The sequence below is a fragment of the Loigolactobacillus zhaoyuanensis genome (genome assembly GCF_003946385.1).
Classification (GTDB): Bacteria; Bacillota; Bacilli; order Lactobacillales; family Lactobacillaceae; genus Loigolactobacillus; species Loigolactobacillus zhaoyuanensis.
Window position 1 is genome coordinate 1 of sequence record NZ_RHOE01000047.1, and the last position, 19,493, is coordinate 19,493.

Below are 19,493 nucleotides of genomic sequence, written 5' to 3' on the forward strand. Positions count from 1 at the left end.
CCCTTATTTTAGTGCGCTTTAAATTAGCTTTAAATTATAAAAACCACCCAATTAGCAATCATGAAATGACTAATCAGGTGGTTTTAAAATTAGCCGAGCGATTTCCTCAGGGACTAATAATTGTCAAGTCACTAACTTAATGACATTGCAATTTTAATTGTCGGTGCTTTTTTTGCGTGCTATTGTTATTAATTTCACAAAAAAATTTCTATAAAAAATATGAATTTTTCAGGAAAGTCCATATTCAGTAGTTATGAAAGCGCTTAATAACAACTTTTATATTTATGCTGAAATTACTTTACAATTTTTTTAATTCGTAGTATCATTTGATTGTGAAATAGATAACAATAAAAACCAATAGAGAAATGGAGAACTGTATCATGCTAAAACAAACCAAAACTGCTGTTGAAATGGATGATAATCGCATTTCCGTTGAACAAACGATCGATAGCTTAGTTAATAAATCGCAAAAGGCATTGGCAACTATGTCTACTTTTACACAAGAAAAAGTTGATCAGATCTGTGAGGCAATGGCCTTAGCTGCACTTGATCATCATATGGAATTAGCAAAAATGGCGGTTGCCGAAACTCATCGTGGTATTGTTGAAGATAAAGTGATTAAAAATATCTATGCCAGTGAATATGTCTGGAATAGTATTCGTGATGATAAAACGGTTGGTGTGATCGAAGATGATGACGAAACACAGATGATGAAAATTGCTGAACCACTAGGTATTATCGCAGGGGTGACGCCAGTAACTAACCCAACATCAACGGTTGTCTTCAAATCATTGATCTCATTAAAAGGACGTAACACAATTATTTTCGGTTTCCATCCACAAGCACAAAAAGCCTGTGTTCGGACTGCGCAAATTATTCTCGATGCAGCAATCGAGGCTGGTGCGCCAGCGGATTGTATCCAATGGATCGCTGACCCAAGTATTGAAGCAACCGGGGCATTGATGCACCATGAATCAATTGCGACGATCTTAGCAACCGGCGGCCCTGGTATGGTCAAAGCAGCTTATTCTAGTGGTAATCCTGCCCTTGGCGTTGGTCCTGGTAACGGCCCAGCGTACATCGAAAAAACTGCTGATATTAAACAAGCGGTCAACGATATTGTGTTATCAAAAACTTTTGATAACGGTATGGTTTGTGCTTCAGAAAATAGTGCCATCGTTGACCAAGAAATTTACGCTGAAGTTAAGGCAGAATTTAAATATTGGAATTGTTATTTCGTTAAAAAAAGCGAATTAAAAGCGTTAGGGGAAGCTATGTTTGATGCTAAACGTGGCGGCGTTAAAGGCCCAATCGCTGGTAAATCAGCTTACGAAATTGCTCAATTAGCTGGGATCGATGTTCCTAAAGATACTAAAGTCTTAATTGCTGAAATCGATGGCGTTGGACCAAAATACCCATTATCTCGTGAAAAATTATCACCAGTTTTGTCGTTGTATGAAGCTAAAAATCATGCGGATGCTTTTGCTCGTGCCAAAGCATTGCTAGAATTTGGCGGCCTTGGTCATACTGCAGCAATTCATAGTCGTGATGATGAGTTAATTAAGCAGTTTGGTATGGATATGCTGGCTTGTCGAATCTTGGTCAATTCACCATCTGCTTTAGGCGGCCTCGGCGATATCTATAACAATATGCGTCCATCCCTGACTTTAGGAACCGGCTCATACGGTAAAAACTCGATCTCGCACAACGTTTCAGATATGGACTTGATCAATATCAAAACAGTCGCGAAACGGCGGAATAACATGCAGTGGGTAAAGTTACCCAAGGTCTACTTTGAACGTAATTCGGTCCGCTACTTGGAACACATGGAAGGAATCAAGCGAGTTTTTCTAGTTTGTGATCCTGGGATGGTCGAGTTTGGTTATTCGGATCGTGTGCTGGATGTTCTACGCAAACGTTCAAACCAAGTCGAAATTGATATTTTCTCGGATGTTGAACCTAATCCTTCAACAGATACTGTGTATAAAGGCGTCGCACGGATGGATGCCTTCAAACCAGATACGATCATTGCCTTAGGCGGTGGCTCCGCCATGGATGCCGGTAAATTCATGTGGTTGATGTACGAACATCCAGAAACGTCATTCTTTGGTGCCAAGCAGAAATTTATGGATATTCGTAAACGGACTTACAAGGTGCCTGTACCCAACAAAGCAAAATATATCGGGATTCCTACAACTTCAGGTACTGGTTCTGAAGTAACACCATACGCAGTGATCACGGATTCCAAAACACACGTTAAGTACCCAATCACCGACTACGCAATGCAACCCGATATTGCAATTGTTGATTCACAATTTGTTGAAACGGTACCGAAGCGGACGACAGCTTGGACTGGCCTGGATGCGATTACGCATGCAACCGAAGCCTATGTTTCAGTTATGTCTTCTGAATATACACGCGGCTGGGCACTGCAAGCGTTGAAGCTAGCTTTTAATAATTTGAAAGCTTCATACGAAGGTAATCGTGAAGCACGCCAAAAAATGCACGATGCCGCAACGATGGCAGGGATGGCCTTTGCCAGCGCCTATCTGGGAATCAATCATTCGATCGCCCATAAATTGGGTGGTGAATTCGACTTACCCCACGGCTTAGCGATTGCAATCACTTATCCGCAAGTCGTTCGCTTTAACGCAACCGTACCCACTAAAATTGCAATGTGGCCTAAATATTCACACTTTACTGCCTTAGAAGATTACGCTGATATTGCCCGCTATCTTGGCTTGAAAGGCAATACTGACGAAGAGCTTAAAGAAGCCTTGGTCCAAGCCTTCATTGATTTGGCACATTCAGTTGATGTGACTTTAAGCTTAAAAGCGAATCGAGTTGAAAAAGATCATTTTGATCGTAGCGTCGATAAATTAGCTGAATTAGCTTATGAAGACCAATGTACACCAGCCAATCCAAAGGAACCATTGATCAGTGAACTGAAAGAAATTTTAGTTCGTGAATGGGATGGCCAAGGTGTCGAAACTAATTAAAGCAGTTCAAAAAGCAGCCGGTTAGTGGCTGCTTTTTTATGTCGAAATTTTTCAGCTGGTTGGCTTGCTGTTGGTGAAGTGAATGGGTACAATTAGTAAGAGTTAAAAAATAACGGAAGTGGTGTCAGGCATGCAAAACGAAAAAGTAGCTTTATTTATTATTTTTGGCGGTTCTGGTGATTTAGCGCGGCGCAAATTATACCCATCGCTATTTCGACTTTATCAGAAAGGCTATTTGGATCAACATTTTGCGGTGATCGGCACTGCGCGGCGGCCTTGGACAGATGATTATTATCATCAAATCGTGACTGACTCATTAAGCGACTTACAGGCTACAGATGAACAAGTTGCTGCCTTCGCTAGTCATTTTTATTATCAATCACATGATGTGACTAATTCGGAACATTACGTGGTATTGGAAAACTTGGCTAAAAAATTAGATCAACAATACGAATTACAAAGTAATCGACTCTATTATATGGCAATGTCACCAAACTTCTTTGGCACAATTGCTAAGCATTTAAAGTCAGAACAGATTCTGACTGCAGATGGTTTTAATCGGTTGATCATTGAGAAGCCATTTGGTCATGATTATAATAGTGCCGAGGAGCTAAATGAACAAATTCGTGCATCCTTTGCAGAAGACCAAATCTACCGGATCGATCATTATTTAGGTAAAGAAATGGTACAAAATATTTCCGCCATTCGTTTTGGCAATAATATTATTGAGTCTTTATGGAATAATCGTTACATTGATAATATTCAGATCACTTTAAGTGAAGCTTTGGGCGTTGAAGAACGAGCTGGTTATTATGAAACTGCAGGTGCAATGCGTGATATGGTGCAAAATCATATTTCACAAATTGCAACGTTACTGGCAATGGAACCACCAGTTTCATTTTCGGCCACTGATATTCGCGATGAGAAAATCAAGGTTTTACACAGTTTGCATATTGATACGCCTGAAGAGGCACGGCGTAATTTTGTCCGCGGTCAGTATGGACCAGCAACGGTCGATGGTGCGCGATTAGAAGGTTACCGTGAAGCGGAACAAGTGGCCTCCGATTCAAACGTTGAAACTTACGTTGCTGGTAAAATGGAATTTGAAAATTATCGCTGGGCAGGCGTGCCGTTTTATGTACGGACCGGCAAGCGGTTGGCAAAAAAAGCGACAAGAGTTGATGTTGTTTTCAAGCAATTACCAATGAACATCTTTAACGCAGTTAGCGACGAGGATAAGTTAGGCGATAACGTTTTAACCATTTACGTTGAGCCAACGGAAGGTTTTGGTTTACGGGTCAATGCCAAGAAATTAGGTCAAGGTTTTGCTACACGGCCGGTCGACCTTGATTTCCGGCATAGCGCGGCGGCAGCTGGTAATAGTCCAGAAGCCTATGAGCGTTTGTTGTTAGATGCATTAAATGGTGATTCAACTAACTTCACACATTGGAATGAGCTTTCGCAAACCTGGAAGTTTGCCGATGTTGTGGAAAAAGTTTGGGCGGAAAATGAACCAACTGATTTCCCCAATTATCGTAGCGGCTCCATGGGTCCAGCAGCGGCCAATGAATTATTGGCTCGTGATGGACGTCACTGGATTTTTGATCCAGCCCAAACGCTACCAGAAGAATAATGATTTTATAAAAGCTAGAGTAATTGCTCTGGCTTTTTTTGTATGCGTAAGCTCAATTATCCAGACAATCAGACTAGCCTTAGAACGTACGTTTGAGTTACAATACTAAATAGATATAAAAACGTTTGGTAATGGGGGGGTGCAGCAATGGCGACCACAGTGGGTGTTTTACAAATTCCTTTAACAAATGATCTATCGCGGAAAATCATTCACGTTGATATGGATGCTTTTTATGCTTCAATTGAAGAGCGTGAACATCCTGAATTTGTGGGGAAGCCATTGATCATCGCTCGTGATCCTAGTGATAGCGGGGGTAAAGGGGTCGTGACCACGGCAAATTATACTGCACGCCAATTTGGTGTCCATTCAGCGATGGCCGCGCAAAAGGCCCTTGAGCTATGTCCTAAAGCAATTTTTAAGCGGCCAGATTTCACATTGTATCGCAGTGTTTCGGAACAAGTACATGCTATTTTTCAGCGTTATACCAGCGTGATCGAATATGTGGCCTTGGATGAAGCTTACCTCGATGTGACGGCTAATAAAGTCGATTTAGCTAGTGCAGTGCAGTTAGCCCGCAAAATTCAAGTTGAGATTAAGCAAGCTACGCAATTAACTAGCTCGACTGGTATTTCCTACAATAAATTTTTGGCTAAAATGGCATCTGATTATCGTAAGCCGGCGGGAACAACGGTTATTATGCCGGAGCAAGCGCTGGCTTTTTTAAACGATTTACCGATTGAAAAATTTCATGGTGTTGGTAAGAAAACAGTGCCTAAATTACATGAACTAGATATTTACACCGGTGCGGATCTAAAGCGATTAACGGAACTAGAGCTGATTCAGCGCTTTGGAAAAATGGGGGATCAACTTTATCGTCACGTACACGGTGTTGACTTGCGGCCAGTTGAGTATCAACGACAGCGCAAATCAGTTGGGCGTGAAGCAACTTTTGGCCAACCACTGAGTAGTGAAGAACAGGTCAACGCTGAATTGCGCGTGCTAGCGCGTGGCGTGGCTAAAAATTTAGCTAAAACACAGAAACACGGTAAGACGATTGTGTTAAAATGGCGAAATCGTGATTTTGAAACGACTACCAAACGGTTGACCTTAACTGATTATATTGCCGAGGAAACGGCCATTACTTATTATGCCCAACAATTATGGGATGAAAGCGGCAGTTTGGATAAAGGTGTGCGCTTGTTAGGCGTCACAGTGACCACATTAGATCCAATGGCGTTTGAAGAAATTAGTTTGCCGCTATTTAACCACTTAAAGTAGGATTTGTGATTATAGCTAACTTTGTAATTTAGTTAAAAAACCGGTATACTTGGGTTCGATTATAAACGTAAAAGTGCTAATTAACGGAGGTAACTGATGGCATCGAAGCGAGAGCAAGGCGTACAATATATTAAAGCACTAAAAATTGGTGAACGAATATCCGTGCGTGGCTTGGCTCGTGACTTGGCAATCAGTGAAGGCACTGCCTATCAGGCGATCAAAGCTGCCGAAACGCGCGGTTTAGTTTCAACGATCGAGCGTGTTGGGACGGTGCGAATCGACCAAATGCCACCGGCTCAGTTAGAAACGTTAACCTATCAAGCGTTGCTGCAGATTATTAATGGTATGGTCTTAGGCGGTGAAGCTGGCTTGAATAAAGTGCTGCACCGTTTTCTAATTGGTGCAATGACTGGCGACCGCATGGTACCCTATATTACTAAGGATTCTTTGTTAATTGTTGGTAATCGCGAAGCCATTCAGCAGCTAGCTTTAGAAAATGGTGCTGCAGTTTTAATTACTGGTGGACTAGGAGCTAGCCCGGCCATTATTGAACTAGCTAATCAGAAGGCTTTACCGGTACTAGTGACACCTTTTGATACTTATACAGTGGCTAGTCTAATTAATCGTGCCCTAGCTGACCAAGCCATTAAGCATAAAATCGCGACAGTTGCTGATATCTATATTCCGTTAGCACAAACTAAATATTTATATAGTCGACAAACGGTGGCTGATTATAAAAATTTAAATCGACAAACGAATCATTCACGGTTCCCAGTGATCACACAACGACAGCAATTAGTTGGTGTGGTGACTAGTAAAGATATTTTAGATTACAGTGGACCGACTAGTTTAGACAAGGTAATGACCACGACACCGGCAACAGTCAATGAAACGACTAGTTTGGCAAGTGTTAGTCATATGATGGTTTACGATGGCTATGAATTGATCCCAGTGGTTGATAGTAGGCTACATTTATTAGGCATTATTAGTCGCCAGGATGTGATGGCGACGTTAGATAATCGCCGTGAGCCGCTGCAGTTACATGATACTTTTTACGATCAAGTGGTTAGTAATCTTAAAGAAACGATCGGTGCAGTATATCAACTGGTAGTTACACCACAAATGATCAATCAATTGGGTACAATTTCATTAGGTGTATTAAGTGAATTAGTCGTCAATGCTTGTCAGCGGCTGTTGGTCACTAAACTCAAGCGACCATCAACGATCGATCAAGTTGATTTGCACTATTTGCGGTTGATTCAGTTGGACACTGAATTAACGATCACACCGGTTATTATGGAAAGTGGTCGTCATTCGGCCAAGTTGGATATTAATGTGCAACAGGCTGGTGGCTTAGTGGCTAAAGCAATCGTGGTTTGCCAACTTTTAGAAGGACATCGAGGAAAATAAATATGCAAAAAAAAGAGCTACAGCAGCAAATCAGTGCACAGATCAAAGCTTTTGATACGATCATTATTCACCGTCATGAGAAAGCTGACCCAGATGCGTTAGGCTCTCAAGTAGGACTAGCCGAAATTATTCGGGCTAGTTTTCCGGATAAAAAGGTCTATGTGGTGGGTGCGGCGACTGAAGGGTTAGATTGGCTGGCGACGATGGCGCAAGTTAGTGATGATATTTATCAGCAGGCACTAGTTATCGTGACTGATACCGCTAATACCCCGCGCATCGATGATCAACGTTTTGATCAAGGTCAAAAACTGATCAAAATCGATCATCATCCGAATGATGATGCATATGGCGATATTCAATTAGTTGATGATGAAGCTTCCAGTACATCGGAATTGATTTTTGATTTAGCCATTGCGGCCGATTTTAAGTTGCCAGCGACTGCAGCACGCTTGCTTTACGCCGGTTTAGTGGGCGATACTGGTCGCTTTATGTACGCTAATACCAGTGCCCATACGTTAAACGTGGCAGCAGAATTAATTACAGCTGATTTTGATCCAACGATCGTTAATCGTAATTTGGATACCTTAACGCCAGAACAAGCGCGTTTATCTGCTTATGTTTTAAAGCACATGACGGTTTTACCTAGTGGTGCCGCTTATGTGACTTTGACCGCGGCAACGTTAGCTACTTTGAAAGTCAGTGTGGCTCAAGCACATGCGGTAGTTTCGTTGCCAGGCAAAATTGCGGCAGTGATCGTTTGGAGTATTTTTGTTGAGCAGGCACCCAATAATTATCGGGTACATTTACGTTCTAAGGCACCAATTATCAATCAATTAGCGAAAAAACATGATGGTGGCGGGCATCCACTGGCTAGTGGTGCGCGTGCTTATAGTGAAGCTGAAATTCAGACCATTATTCATGAACTTGACCAACTTGCGCAAAATAATAAATAAAAGAGGTAGTTATGAGTACATTTAAAGACTTCAAATTGAAGCCCTATATTTTAGAGGCCTTGGCTGATATTCGTTTTAATCAGCCAACACCAGTTCAAGAAAAATTGATCCCGCTGATTGCAGCAGGAAGAAGTGTAGTTGGGCAGTCGCAAACCGGTAGTGGCAAAACCCACACCTTTTTGATCCCGATTTTTAATCAATTACAGGCTAAAAATTTTGCTGTTCAAGCAGTGATCACAGCACCTAGTCGTGAACTAGCTGAACAAATTTATCAGGCGGCCGAACAGATCGCTAGTTTCAGCCCAGAACCGCTACACATTCAGCAATATGTTGGTGGAACAGATAAGCAACGTCAGATCGATAAGTTACATCATCATCAGCCACAAATTGTGATCGGTACACCAGGCCGAATTCTTGATTTAATTAATAGTCAGGCGCTTAAAAGTTTTACTGCGACCACTTTTGTTGTTGACGAAGCAGATATGACCTTAGATATGGGCTTCTTAAATGAAGTTGATAAAATTGCGGCAACGTTCCCGGCGCAACTTCAAATGATGGTGTTTTCAGCGACGATCCCACAAAAGTTGGAACCTTTCTTACGTAAATACATGAACGCACCAGTAATCGAAGAAATTCCGACCGAAACCGTGATCAGTCCAACCATCAGTAATTGGTTGGTGTCGACGCAAGGTAAGGATAAGAACCAATTGATTTACCAGTTAGTTAAGGATAGTAATCCATACTTAGCCTTGATTTTTGCCAATACCAAACAACGAGTCAATGAAATCGCGGATTATTTAACCCAACAAGGCCTAAAAGTTGCTAAAATTTCCGGCGGCTTATCACCTCGTGATCGTAAAAAAACGATGCGCCAAATTCAAAATTTAGATTTCCAATATGTGGTCGCAACTGATCTGGCTGCTCGCGGCATTGATATTGCGGGGATCTCCCACGTTATCAATACTGAATTACCAGCGGATCAAGAATTCTTTATCCATCGTGTTGGTCGGACAGGGCGTAATGGCTTATCAGGGATCGCCATCACCTTGTATGAACCAGGCCAAGAAAAAGAAATTACAGAACTAGAAAAACTTGGGATCACCTTCGAACCTAAGCAGTTGAAACATGGCGAATTGGTGGATGGCTATGATCGTAATCGTCGGGCCAAGCGGGAGAAGACTAAAAAAGCGCTTGAACCTAAAATGGTTGGTTTAGTTAAAAAGCAAAAGAAACAACATAAACCAGGCTATAAGAAGCGGATCCGCACCGCGATTCAAACTGATGAACGGCAGAAACGGCGTATCAAGCAGCGTGAAGATATGCGGCAACAGCGCAAAAAGAATCGCGACGACAATGCTCACAAATAAATATTTAGTGAAGTAGTGAAATAGAGGTGACGGGCTGTGAATATGCAGGAAAGTCTAAATTTAGATAATTGGCGGCAATTGACACGGGAACAACAGCGCCAACTTTTCAATCAAATTTTGTTGTACTATGTGAATCCGTTATTACAGATTGGTCAAACTGATTTTGTAACTTTAAATTTTGCTGGTGAACGTCTATCTACGTTAGCAACTTGGATCCAAGGCGAGCGCTTTATCTTTATTCCGGGTCAGCCAATGGTTAATATTGGCTGGGCTAATTCAGCTGTCCAGTTAGATTGGTCGACTTTTCTAGAAGCAACTACACCAGGCACAACAAAGTTAAAAACAGCTGCAGCAGTACAAGACTATATTGAGCATTTTACTAGCACCGCTCGAGAAGCTACCTTTGCGCCATCACTAGTTGCGGAAAGGGCGTTACCTGTTGATCGCCAAGTCCGCGGACTTTATCAGAGTGTTACAGGTCGGTTCGTTGGTGATCAGAGCTTCTTTCATCAATATCAACATGAATTAGTGACGGCACTGCGTCCGACAGCAGAAGCGCTAAATCCATTTATCACTGATTCGATCACGGAGCAAGCTACACCACATTTAAGTATCCGGTTACTTGAGGATGGCGTTCATTACCAAGTTTGCGAGTTGCTGCCCACTACTTATGGCCAATTAAAGCAACGTATCGAGCAACGTGGTTTTGACTTGTTAATGCCTGCTGAGTGGGAATATTTGGCTAACAGTGGCCAAACCACCTTATTTCCTTGGGGAAATCAGTTAACTGCGCCAGAACTATTCAAGAATGGCTTTAACCTTGAATTTAGCCAGCGGCAAATGGCCTATGAATTGACCGATGATCTAGGGGTACTTAAACTAGGACCAGCGGCTAGTAGTGGCAGCTTAAAAATTGAACAATTATTGCCGCGTTCAGCTTATTATCAGTTACCACAAACAGTGGCTTTAGAGCAAGCTTTGACAGCGCAGCAGTATTTATACCGTAAAACGATTCGAGTGACGTTTGATTAAATTTAAAAGACTGAATTAGATAAGTAGATTTTCCGTTGTGGAGATCTACTTTTTTGAGTGGACCAATTAGCTAAGTAATGGGTCAATTTTATATTTATCGGCTAGAAAAATACGTAGCTAAAATATTTAGGCGGCCAGTACAGTTGGTTATCGGAAAAAATATAATGGAACTAGCGAGGTTTATACAGTCCGCGTTGGTTGACAGTTTCGCTAGAGATAGCTATAATGACTTCAGAAAATCAATCTAGACCGGATATGCCCTAATAGCGGGTGTCTACAGAAAGTTATGCCTTTGACTGTGAGCATAATGACATGCCTATTGGTGGTGCTCCCTGTCATATCGCTGACTCGGCGTTATCGAGTTTGAGAGGGAACGATGACATCGTTGCAATCAAGGTGGTACCGCGCTGAGGCGTCCTTGAATCGCAACGGTGTTTTTATATGGTTTTTTAGCTGATTAATTGAGAAAGAGGTAGCCTAATGAAAAAATTATCCAGTAGCCAAATTCGCCAAATGTTCCTTGATTTCTTCAAGGAAAAAGGCCATACGGTGGAACCATCCGCATCACTAGTACCAGTTGAAGATCCTAGTTTGTTATGGATCAATTCTGGTGTAGCTACAATGAAGAAATATTTTGAAGGCCGCGTAGTACCTGATAATCCACGACTAACCAGTTCACAAAAAAGTATCCGTACTAATGATATTGAAAATGTGGGTAAAACAGCTCGGCACCAAACTTTCTTTGAAATGCTGGGGAATTTCTCGGTCGGTGATTATTTCAAAAAGGAAGCTATTCCGTGGGCTTGGGAATTTATGACTAGTCCTAAATGGATGGCATTTGATCCGGAAAAATTATTTATTACAGTTTATCCCAAAGATAAAGTAGCTAAAGAAATTTGGCTACAAACTGGGGTCAAGGCAGATCATCTTCTAGAAGATGAGGATAATTTCTGGGATATTGGTGAAGGTCCCAGTGGCCCCGATTCAGAAATTTTCTATGATCGCGGGCAGCAGTTTAACAATGTTGCAGAAGACGATCCACAAAACTATCCTGGTGGCGAGAACGAGCGTTATCTAGAAGTTTGGAATATTGTTTTCTCTGAATTTAATCATAAGCCTGATGGCACCTACGAACCACTACCGCATAAAAACATTGATACCGGTATGGGCTTAGAACGCTTGGTATCAGTTGTACAGGAAACGAAAACTAATTTTGAAACTGACTTGTTTATGCCAATTATTCAGGCCACGGAACAGATGAGCGCCGGCAAACGCTACGGCGCTGATAAAACAAGTGATGTCTCATTTAAAGTGATCGCGGATCATGCGCGTGCAGTGACTTTTGCTATTGGTGATGGTGCCTTACCTTCAAACGAAGGCCGTGGTTATGTGCTACGACGATTGATTCGCCGGGCAACGGTCCATGGTAAAAAGTTAGGTATTGATCAGGCTTTCCTTTATAAATTAGTGCCGATCGTCGGTGAAATTATGGCCAGTTATTATCCGGAAGTTTCGGCACAACAGGATTACATTGCTAAAATCATTAAGTCAGAAGAAGATCGTTTCAATAATACTTTGACTGACGGCTTAAAATTATTGGACAAACAAATTAAAGCAGCGGAAAATGCTGGCGAAAAAACTTTGTCCGGTAAGACCGTCTTTATGTTATTCGATACCTTTGGCTTTCCGTTTGATTTGACTAAGGAATACGCCGCTGACGAAGCCTTAGAAGTTGATGAAGCTGGTTTTAATGCAGAAATGCAACAACAAAAAGACCGTGCACGGGCAGCCCGGAGCCAAGATAACGGGATGGGTGTTCAAAGCGGGTTATTATTAGACGTGAAAGTCCCTAGCAAATTTATTGGCTGGGATCATTTGGAAAAAGCAGCGGCTAAGCTTGAGCTCTTAGTTGTAGACGACCAAGTTGTTGATCAAGTGGCAACTGGTGAAGCACAGTTGATTTTTGATGAGACGCCGTTTTATGCGGAAATGGGTGGTCAAATCGCCGATCATGGTTTGATTTTAGATGCTGCTGGCAACAAGGTCGCAGAAGTTACTGATGTACAGCACGCGCCTAATGGTCAAAATCTACACACAGTAACTGTATTGGCACCGCTGACCAAGGGTGAAACTTACCAATTGAAAGTTGATCCAGAGTTCCGCCAAGCGGTTTCGCGAAACCATACGGCGACACATCTATTAGACCAAGCCTTACGTGATGTTTTAGGTGAGCATGTTCATCAAGCCGGCTCATTAGTGGAACCTGATTATTTACGTTTTGATTTCACTCATTCGGGTCAAACTACACCTCAAGAATTACAAAAAATCGAACAAATTGTGAATGAAAAAATTTGGGCAGCCTTGCCGATCAGCTGGGTGATCACCGATATTGAGTCAGCCAAAAAAATGGGCGCCATCGCCATCTTTACGGAAAAATATGGCAAAGAAGTCCGCGTTGTTTCTATCGGCGATTATTCACGTGAATTTGATGGTGGCACGCACGCGACTAATACTGCCGAACTAGGCTTGTTTAAATTTACTGGTGAAACTGGGATCGGTGCTGGTGTCCGTCGAGTTGAAGCAGTAACTGGAAAAGCAGCGTTTGCTTATTTACAACAGCGCGAGACTTGGTTGCGTGATACAGCTGATTTAGTTAAAACACCACAGTTACAAAATGTTGTGACCAAGGTTGAACAGTTGCAAGATCAATTAAAACAAGCAGAGAAACAAATTGAAAGTTTACAAGCCAAGGCTGCACAACAACAAGCGGCCGATATTTTCCAAAATGTGCAAACGATCAATGATGTGACTGTAATTGCAGAACAAGTCAAGGTTGCCGATATGAATCAGTTACGACAATTGGCGGATGATTGGAAGCAAAAAGCCGTTTCCGATGTTTTGGTGCTCGGTACAATTGTTGGCGAAAAAGTAAACTTGATTGCCGCCGTAACTAAAGCTGGGATCGCTAAAGGCGTTAAAGCTGGTGATTTGATCAAGGCGATCGCACCTAAAGTTGGTGGCGGTGGCGGTGGTCGACCTGATATGGCGCAGGCTGGTGGTAAGAATCCGGCTGGCTTAGCGGATGCCTTACAAACTGTGCAAACATTCTTACAAGGAAAATAAAATTGTATCCAACCGGCTTTTCTAGTAGAATGTAGGTTGAGGTTAAACTGAATTTTCTTAATAGAAACGATAAATATCGGTAAATAGAGATTTATGAGAAGGGTAAGGTGTTTGCGGTGAGTTCATTAGATAAAACGGTCAGTTTTGATTTTGGGCACGAGCAACCAAAGAATGTGCAGCAGACCTTAGAAACTGTCTACCAAGCGTTAGAAGAAAAGGGCTATAATCCAATTAATCAGATCGTCGGGTATCTATTATCCGGTGATCCGGCATATATTCCACGTTTTAATGATGCACGTAATTTGATTCGTAAGCACGAACGCGATGAGATCATTGAAGAATTAGTTCGAAATTACTTGAAGAAGGATCGCCAATAATGCGTTATTTAGGTTTGGATGTTGGTTCCAAAACTGTCGGGGTCGCAGTCAGCGATCTTTTAGGCTGGACTGCGCAAGGTGTAGAAATTATTCGCATCAATGAAGCAGAAGAAGAATTTGGCATTGACCGGGTTAAGGAGTTAGCGACCGAATATTCGGTCACTGATTTTGTTGTTGGCCTACCGAAGAATATGAATAATTCGATCGGACCACGGGCGGAAGCGTCCCAAGCTTATGGGCGTTTATTAACGGCTACGTTTGGTTTGCCAGTTCATTTTATTGATGAGCGGTTAACGACGGTCGAAGCCGAACGAATGCTGATCGGCCAAGCCAATACTTCACGAAAAAAGCGAAAGAAAGTTATTGATAAATTAGCTGCAGTAATGATTTTACAAAACTTTTTGGACCGTGAGTCGCATCGTTAATATTAAAATAGCGGCTTTTTACGAGTCAAGATTAACCTTAAGGAGATTAACATGGCTGATAAAGAAATGCCTCAAAATGAGGACGAACGACAAATTACGCTAGTAGATGAAAATGGCAACGAAGAGTTGTATGAAATTTTGTTCACTTTTGACTCTGAAGATTACGGTAAGGCTTATGTTTTATTGTATCCAGCCGGTACACCAGAGGATGAAGATGTTGATATCCAGGCATTTTCATATAAATCTGACGATAAAGGCGACCTTGCTGAAGGCGATCTTTATCCGATTGAATCAGATGCTGAATGGGACATGGTTGAAGAAGTTTTGAACACTTTCTTAGCCGACAATGATCAAGAATAGGTAATTTTTAGTGTGCAACAACAAAGGGTCAGTACAAACATAAAACTTTGTACTGATCCTTTTTACATAGTTGATAAAATCTTGATCGTTGACTAACATTTTCTTAAAGCGCTGTTTATTTACGTTTTTTATGCTAAAATAAAATGCGTTGAATTACTTAAGCGAATAGATAATAATTACTTTAATAATGAAAAGGAGGGCGTTTGATGGCAGAGCAGAAACGGCGTTTTAAGGTTGTTATTGATAATAAACAATACGTTATTATTGGTAATGCTTCGGAAACGCACATTCAGGCGGTCGCTCAGTTAGTCAACAATGAGTTGACCCAAATTAAGTCATTGGCAGCGACCCTAGATGATGAGCAGGCAGCTGTTTTGTTAGCAATCAACACAGTTTCTGATCAGTTGAAGCAGCAAGCGACAATTGAACAATTAGAAAAAGAAAATAAACAGTTAAAACAACAGTTGGCGGAACAAAATTAATTACGATCACAAGCAAAGAGGAAACTAATGTTATCATTTATTATTATAATCTTTTTAGCCTATGCGTATTACGTGGGTACACGCCGCGGTCTAGCAATGCAGGGCGTCTATACAATTGGTTGTTTGATTGCCTTTATTATTGCTCGCCTAGGCTATCTAGCGATGGCGCCTAAATTAACTTTATTGATCCCATACCAATCAGCAACGGAAACCAGTCAATTTGCTTTCTTTAGCCATAAAACTGGTTTAGAATTAGATAATGCGTTTTACGCAGCCATCGGATTTTTACTAATTTTATTTATCGGTTGGTTAGCGACACGTTTTATCGCTGTTTTACTGCAACAGCTAACGTTCTATCCTTTAGAGCCGCGGTTAAATGTTGTCGGGGGCGGCGTATTGTCAGCGGTAACTGTCTATATAGGTGTCTTTTTATTTTTGACTGTGCTGGCTTTAATTCCCAGCGCCAGTATTCAATCGCTTTTGAGTCACTCATTGTTAGCGCAAGGTATGGTACGTTTTACGCCAATACCAGCTATTCATTGGTGGTTACAAGCGATTTAAGTTGATTTTACTAGTAGAAGATAAGCTGAAGGGCTATCTTCTTTTTACTTTCTTAATGAGGATTTTGTGATTAGGTTAGTTGGTGAAGTACAAGGAGGTTCATATTGAATTCAAAAATTTTAGCGATTTTAGAGTTTGCTAAAATCAAACAAGCTTTACAACAGTACATTGTCTCAGCGATGGGCCAAGTAGAAGTTGCTGCGCTGTCGCCATTAACAGATAGCACGCAGATTCAGCAGCAAATCGATCAAACTAAAGACGGTGCTGATATTCTGCGGTTAAAGGGTCCCATCCCAATTCCACAATTAACTAGTGTTGCGCCGCATATGCAACGGCTTGCGATCGGCGGTACTTTAAATGGCGTTGAATTAGCTGAAATAGGCCGTGTTTTACGGGCAGCCAACGCAGTAGCACACTTTTTTGAAGAGTTTGCTGATGAAGAGATCACGTTACGGCAGGTCGATACGATTCAAGCCCAGTTAGTCACATTACCGGAACTGACTAAACGATTGCGGCTATCATTAGAGGAAGACGGGCATGTAACTGATGATGCGTCAGTTAAGTTACGTGGTATTCGCAATGGGATCCATCAGCTAGAAGGCGAAATTCGTGAAAAAATGGCGGGCTATACCCGCGGGAATAGTGCTAAGTATCTGAGTGATCCGATCATCACTATTCGCAATGATCGTTATGTTATTCCAGTTAAGCAAGAATATCGCAGTCATTTTGGCGGTGTCGTTCATGACCAAAGTGCCAGCGGTTTAACGCTATTTATTGAACCACAAAATGTTATGGAGTTGAATAATCGTTTACGCCAACGGCAATTGGAGGAGCAACAAGAAGTTCAGCGAATCTTGGCAGAACTGTCGGAAGCCATTGCCCCATATCAAACTGAAATTACGCAGAACGCGACGATTTTAGGCCAATTAGATTTTATTAATGCTAAAGCGCGATACGCGAAGGCTAGCAAAGCAACTGAGCCGCTATTAAATCTAGATAATGAAGTTAGTCTGCGGCAGGCGCGACACCCCTTGATCGATCCCAATAAGGTGATCGCCAACGATATTATTTTAGGTAAAGATTATCGGGCCATGATCATTACTGGACCGAATACTGGTGGGAAGACGATCACCTTAAAGACAATGGGCTTGTTGCAATTGATGGCGCAAGCGGGTTTATTTATTCCTGCCGCTGAAGAAAGCCAAGTCGGTGTGTTCGATAATATTTTTGCTGATATCGGCGATGAACAATCGATCGAGCAAAATTTAAGTACTTTTTCTGGGCATATGGCCAATATCGTCTCCATTTTAGCGCAAGTTGATGATCGTAGTTTGGTTTTAATCGATGAATTAGGTGCCGGTACTGATCCGCAGGAAGGCGCTGCATTAGCAATTGCCATTCTAGATCAGTTAGGCACCACAAATAGCTATGTTTTGGCAACGACTCATTATCCGGAATTAAAAGCGTATGGATATAATCGGGTGGGGACGATCAATGCCAGCATGGAATTTGATGTTCAGACCTTGCAACCGACATATCGTCTGTTGATCGGTATTCCTGGCCGCTCAAATGCGTTTGAGATCGCATCGCGCTTGGGTTTAGCTGATAATATTGTGACACAGGCTAAACAATTGATCACTGCAGATAGCCAAGATCTAAACAATATGATCAGTGATTTAGAGGCACAACGTAAGCTGGCTGAAAATGAGCAAACTCAGGCTAAGCAGTTACTTGATGCAGCCACTGAGCTCCACACTGATTTAACCAGTGCTAGTGAAGAATTTATCACTGCGCGGGAGCAACAATTGGACAAGGCGAAAGATCAGGCTAACCAGATTGTCAATCACGCGCAAAAAGAAAGTGAACGGATCATTCATGAGTTGCACCAAATGCAAAAGCAACAGCAGCAGACGGTTAAAGAGCATGAATTGATCGCCGCGCAAACAGGCTTGGCTAACTTAAAGCAAGAAAAAGCATTAGCTAAAAACAAAGTATTACGGCATGAAAAACAGCGTCAAGCATTAAAAGTTGGCGATGATGTAGTAGTGACGACATACGGGCAACACGGTGTATTGCTTAATCAGATGGATAAGAAACATTGGGAAGTGCAACTAGGGATCCTTAAAATGAAAGTGGCCGTGGACGATTTAGAGAAGACTGCTGGGGCACCTGCAGAAAAGCCACAACGCCAATTTGCGACGGTCCACACCGGTAATCACGTTAGCTCGACCTTGGATCTACGGGGAGAGCGTTATGAAGCTGCACTAGCTGATGTTGATCAGTATATTGATGCTGCCTTGTTAGCTGGTTATGGTCAAGTAACGATCGTTCATGGTAAGGGAACTGGCGCCTTACGCCAAGGCATCACTAATTATTTGAAAACGAATCGTCAAGTGAAAAAGTACGAATTTGCTTCGGCTAATGCCGGCGGTGATGGTGCAACGATCGTGACGTTTAAATAATGATGTCAAGTGCGGTATAAATTTATTTAATCGGTTCAAAGTGTCTGAAGAACGGAATCGGCTTTTAGACATACTCTAATTTTTAGTAAGCGAATCATTTGTTGTCTAAGTGCTTTTCTGCTAGAATTAAACTATCTGAAGAGGGGGTAGAAATTATGGTACAAGCAATTACTGATAAAGACTTTAGTCAGGAAACTGATAAAGGCGTGGTTTTAACTGATTTTTGGGCAACTTGGTGTGGTCCTTGTCGGATGCAATCACCAGTCGTTGAGCAACTAGCTGAAGACTATGATGGTGAAGTTAAATTCACTAAAATGGATGTCGATGCAAACCCAGCAACGGCCCAGAATTTTGGTATCATGAGTATCCCAACTTTATTATTGAAAAAAGATGGCGAAGTTGTTGAAACACTCGTTGGTTACCATACTAAGGATCAATTAGAACAAGTAATCAAACAATATACTGCCTAAATCGGTTTAGATTTAGTGCTGCTTATAGTTCAAAAGGTCACGATAACAATAGTTGTCGTGGCTTTTTTTATTTTATAGAAATCATAATTAAAAATAATTGATTATAGTAATTGATACTGGTATATTGTGGGTGAAAAGTTGTGGTATAAGGGGTAATTATCCAAATTCAGGCGACTTAACTGATTTTGTGAAGTTGGGGGGCGATGGCAATGTGTCGTAAAAGTGTGGGGATTTTGGTATTTATTTTTATTGTAGTGAGCGTTGGAATTATTGGTGGTGTATCAATTAAATCCAGCGAACCAAGCCGTGATATAGTAGCAACTAGTGTCACTAAACAACAAGCAGTCCCAAAGAATACGCGATCGGACCATGAAAAATTGGTTAAGTACGTACATGGGCAAAAAACAGTTAAATGAAGTGAACCCCAAATATTGGACGAAACTTTAAGCGACTTTCTGGGTGGTAAGAACACGGTATTTAACCGGGCTCTTACCACCCAGTTTTGTTTTGATTCGTGTGACATTATAATATTGAATCCAGTTCGATACGGCTAAAGTTAAT

17 protein-coding genes are annotated in these 19,493 nt (G+C 41.7%); 16 read left to right on the top strand and 1 reads right to left on the bottom strand.

All coding sequences use genetic code 11. The annotated features are described in order from the left end of the window. The first annotated feature begins 380 nt into the window (after positions 1-380). The 16 genes from adhE to EKM76_RS09485 all read left to right on the top strand — a co-directional run bounded on the left by adhE (position 381) and on the right by EKM76_RS09485 (position 19,348). A complete protein-coding gene (gene adhE, locus EKM76_RS09410) occupies positions 381-2,999 on the top strand; it encodes a bifunctional acetaldehyde-CoA/alcohol dehydrogenase (RefSeq protein ID WP_125550421.1) in 2,619 nt (872 codons plus the stop codon). A 130-nt stretch (positions 3,000-3,129) separates the two neighbouring features. Next, a complete protein-coding gene (gene zwf, locus EKM76_RS09415; protein ID WP_125550422.1) occupies positions 3,130-4,632 on the top strand; it encodes a glucose-6-phosphate dehydrogenase in 1,503 nt (500 codons plus the stop codon). A 147-nt stretch (positions 4,633-4,779) separates the two neighbouring features. Next, positions 4,780-5,910, top strand: coding sequence for a DNA polymerase IV (gene dinB / locus EKM76_RS09420; RefSeq protein WP_125550423.1), 1,131 nt, complete (start codon positions 4,780-4,782; stop codon positions 5,908-5,910). Between the two features lie 96 nt (positions 5,911-6,006). Further along, positions 6,007-7,320: a DRTGG domain-containing protein gene (locus tag EKM76_RS09425; RefSeq protein ID WP_125550424.1), complete on the top strand. Its 1,314-nt coding sequence runs from the start codon at positions 6,007-6,009 to the stop codon at positions 7,318-7,320. A gap of 2 nt (positions 7,321-7,322) precedes the next feature. After that, on the top strand, positions 7,323-8,273 hold the full coding sequence (locus tag EKM76_RS09430; RefSeq protein WP_125550425.1) for a DHH family phosphoesterase: 951 nt from the start codon (positions 7,323-7,325) through the stop codon (positions 8,271-8,273). An 11-nt stretch (positions 8,274-8,284) separates the two neighbouring features. Next, a complete protein-coding gene (locus EKM76_RS09435) occupies positions 8,285-9,640 on the top strand; it encodes a DEAD/DEAH box helicase (RefSeq protein ID WP_125550426.1) in 1,356 nt (451 codons plus the stop codon). Positions 9,641-9,682: 42 nt separating this feature from the next. Continuing rightward, positions 9,683-10,672: a hypothetical protein gene (locus tag EKM76_RS09440; RefSeq protein WP_225417912.1), complete on the top strand. Its 990-nt coding sequence runs from the start codon at positions 9,683-9,685 to the stop codon at positions 10,670-10,672. Positions 10,673-11,152: 480 nt separating this feature from the next. Continuing rightward, positions 11,153-13,795 (top strand): alanine--tRNA ligase, encoded by a 2,643-nt coding sequence (alaS, locus tag EKM76_RS09445; RefSeq protein ID WP_125550428.1) that lies wholly within the window; start codon positions 11,153-11,155, stop codon positions 13,793-13,795. A 116-nt stretch (positions 13,796-13,911) separates the two neighbouring features. Further along, positions 13,912-14,172, top strand: coding sequence for an IreB family regulatory phosphoprotein (locus EKM76_RS09450; RefSeq protein ID WP_125550429.1), 261 nt, complete (start codon positions 13,912-13,914; stop codon positions 14,170-14,172). Then, the gene (gene ruvX, locus EKM76_RS09455) at positions 14,172-14,597 is read left to right on the top strand and encodes a Holliday junction resolvase RuvX (protein WP_125550430.1); all 426 of its coding nucleotides are present in this window, start codon (positions 14,172-14,174) and stop codon (positions 14,595-14,597) included. The genes EKM76_RS09450 and ruvX overlap by 1 nt, the downstream gene beginning before the upstream one ends. A gap of 51 nt (positions 14,598-14,648) precedes the next feature. Next, positions 14,649-14,957, top strand: coding sequence for a DUF1292 domain-containing protein (locus EKM76_RS09460; protein WP_125550431.1), 309 nt, complete (start codon positions 14,649-14,651; stop codon positions 14,955-14,957). Between the two features lie 206 nt (positions 14,958-15,163). Beyond that, on the top strand, positions 15,164-15,439 hold the full coding sequence (locus tag EKM76_RS09465; RefSeq protein ID WP_125550432.1) for a cell division protein ZapA: 276 nt from the start codon (positions 15,164-15,166) through the stop codon (positions 15,437-15,439). Between the two features lie 27 nt (positions 15,440-15,466). Further along, complete coding sequence (locus tag EKM76_RS09470) at positions 15,467-16,000, top strand: CvpA family protein (RefSeq protein WP_125550433.1); 534 nt, start codon at positions 15,467-15,469, stop codon at positions 15,998-16,000. 104 nt (positions 16,001-16,104) lie between these two features. Further along, a complete protein-coding gene (locus tag EKM76_RS09475; protein ID WP_125550434.1) occupies positions 16,105-18,462 on the top strand; it encodes an endonuclease MutS2 in 2,358 nt (785 codons plus the stop codon). 155 nt (positions 18,463-18,617) lie between these two features. Next, on the top strand, positions 18,618-18,932 hold the full coding sequence (trxA, locus tag EKM76_RS09480) for a thioredoxin (RefSeq protein ID WP_125550435.1): 315 nt from the start codon (positions 18,618-18,620) through the stop codon (positions 18,930-18,932). Between the two features lie 209 nt (positions 18,933-19,141). Next, positions 19,142-19,348, top strand: coding sequence for a hypothetical protein (locus EKM76_RS09485; RefSeq protein ID WP_125550436.1), 207 nt, complete (start codon positions 19,142-19,144; stop codon positions 19,346-19,348). A 27-nt stretch (positions 19,349-19,375) separates the two neighbouring features. Here EKM76_RS09485 and EKM76_RS09490 read toward each other — a convergent pair. After that, a partial coding sequence (locus tag EKM76_RS09490; RefSeq protein WP_164507606.1) for an IS3 family transposase occupies positions 19,376-19,493 on the bottom strand: 118 nt, incomplete at its 5' end.

Bases quoted from the DNA above. Each gene is read 5' to 3' on its own strand.
- EKM76_RS09440 (WP_225417912.1), top strand. From the start codon at position 9,683: ATGCAGGAAAGTCTAAATTTAGATAATTGGCGGCAATTGACACGGGAA.
- EKM76_RS09425 (WP_125550424.1), top strand. From the start codon at position 6,007: ATGGCATCGAAGCGAGAGCAAGGCGTACAATATATTAAAGCACTAAAA.
- EKM76_RS09435 (WP_125550426.1), top strand. From the start codon at position 8,285: ATGAGTACATTTAAAGACTTCAAATTGAAGCCCTATATTTTAGAGGCC.
- adhE (WP_125550421.1), top strand. From the start codon at position 381: ATGCTAAAACAAACCAAAACTGCTGTTGAAATGGATGATAATCGCATT.
- trxA (WP_125550435.1), top strand. From the start codon at position 18,618: ATGGTACAAGCAATTACTGATAAAGACTTTAGTCAGGAAACTGATAAA.
- alaS (WP_125550428.1), top strand. From the start codon at position 11,153: ATGAAAAAATTATCCAGTAGCCAAATTCGCCAAATGTTCCTTGATTTC.
- EKM76_RS09465 (WP_125550432.1), top strand. From the start codon at position 15,164: ATGGCAGAGCAGAAACGGCGTTTTAAGGTTGTTATTGATAATAAACAA.
- dinB (WP_125550423.1), top strand. From the start codon at position 4,780: ATGGCGACCACAGTGGGTGTTTTACAAATTCCTTTAACAAATGATCTA.
- zwf (WP_125550422.1), top strand. From the start codon at position 3,130: ATGCAAAACGAAAAAGTAGCTTTATTTATTATTTTTGGCGGTTCTGGT.
- EKM76_RS09460 (WP_125550431.1), top strand. From the start codon at position 14,649: ATGGCTGATAAAGAAATGCCTCAAAATGAGGACGAACGACAAATTACG.
- EKM76_RS09430 (WP_125550425.1), top strand. From the start codon at position 7,323: ATGCAAAAAAAAGAGCTACAGCAGCAAATCAGTGCACAGATCAAAGCT.
- EKM76_RS09485 (WP_125550436.1), top strand. From the start codon at position 19,142: ATGTGTCGTAAAAGTGTGGGGATTTTGGTATTTATTTTTATTGTAGTG.
- EKM76_RS09470 (WP_125550433.1), top strand. From the start codon at position 15,467: ATGTTATCATTTATTATTATAATCTTTTTAGCCTATGCGTATTACGTG.
- ruvX (WP_125550430.1), top strand. From the start codon at position 14,172: ATGCGTTATTTAGGTTTGGATGTTGGTTCCAAAACTGTCGGGGTCGCA.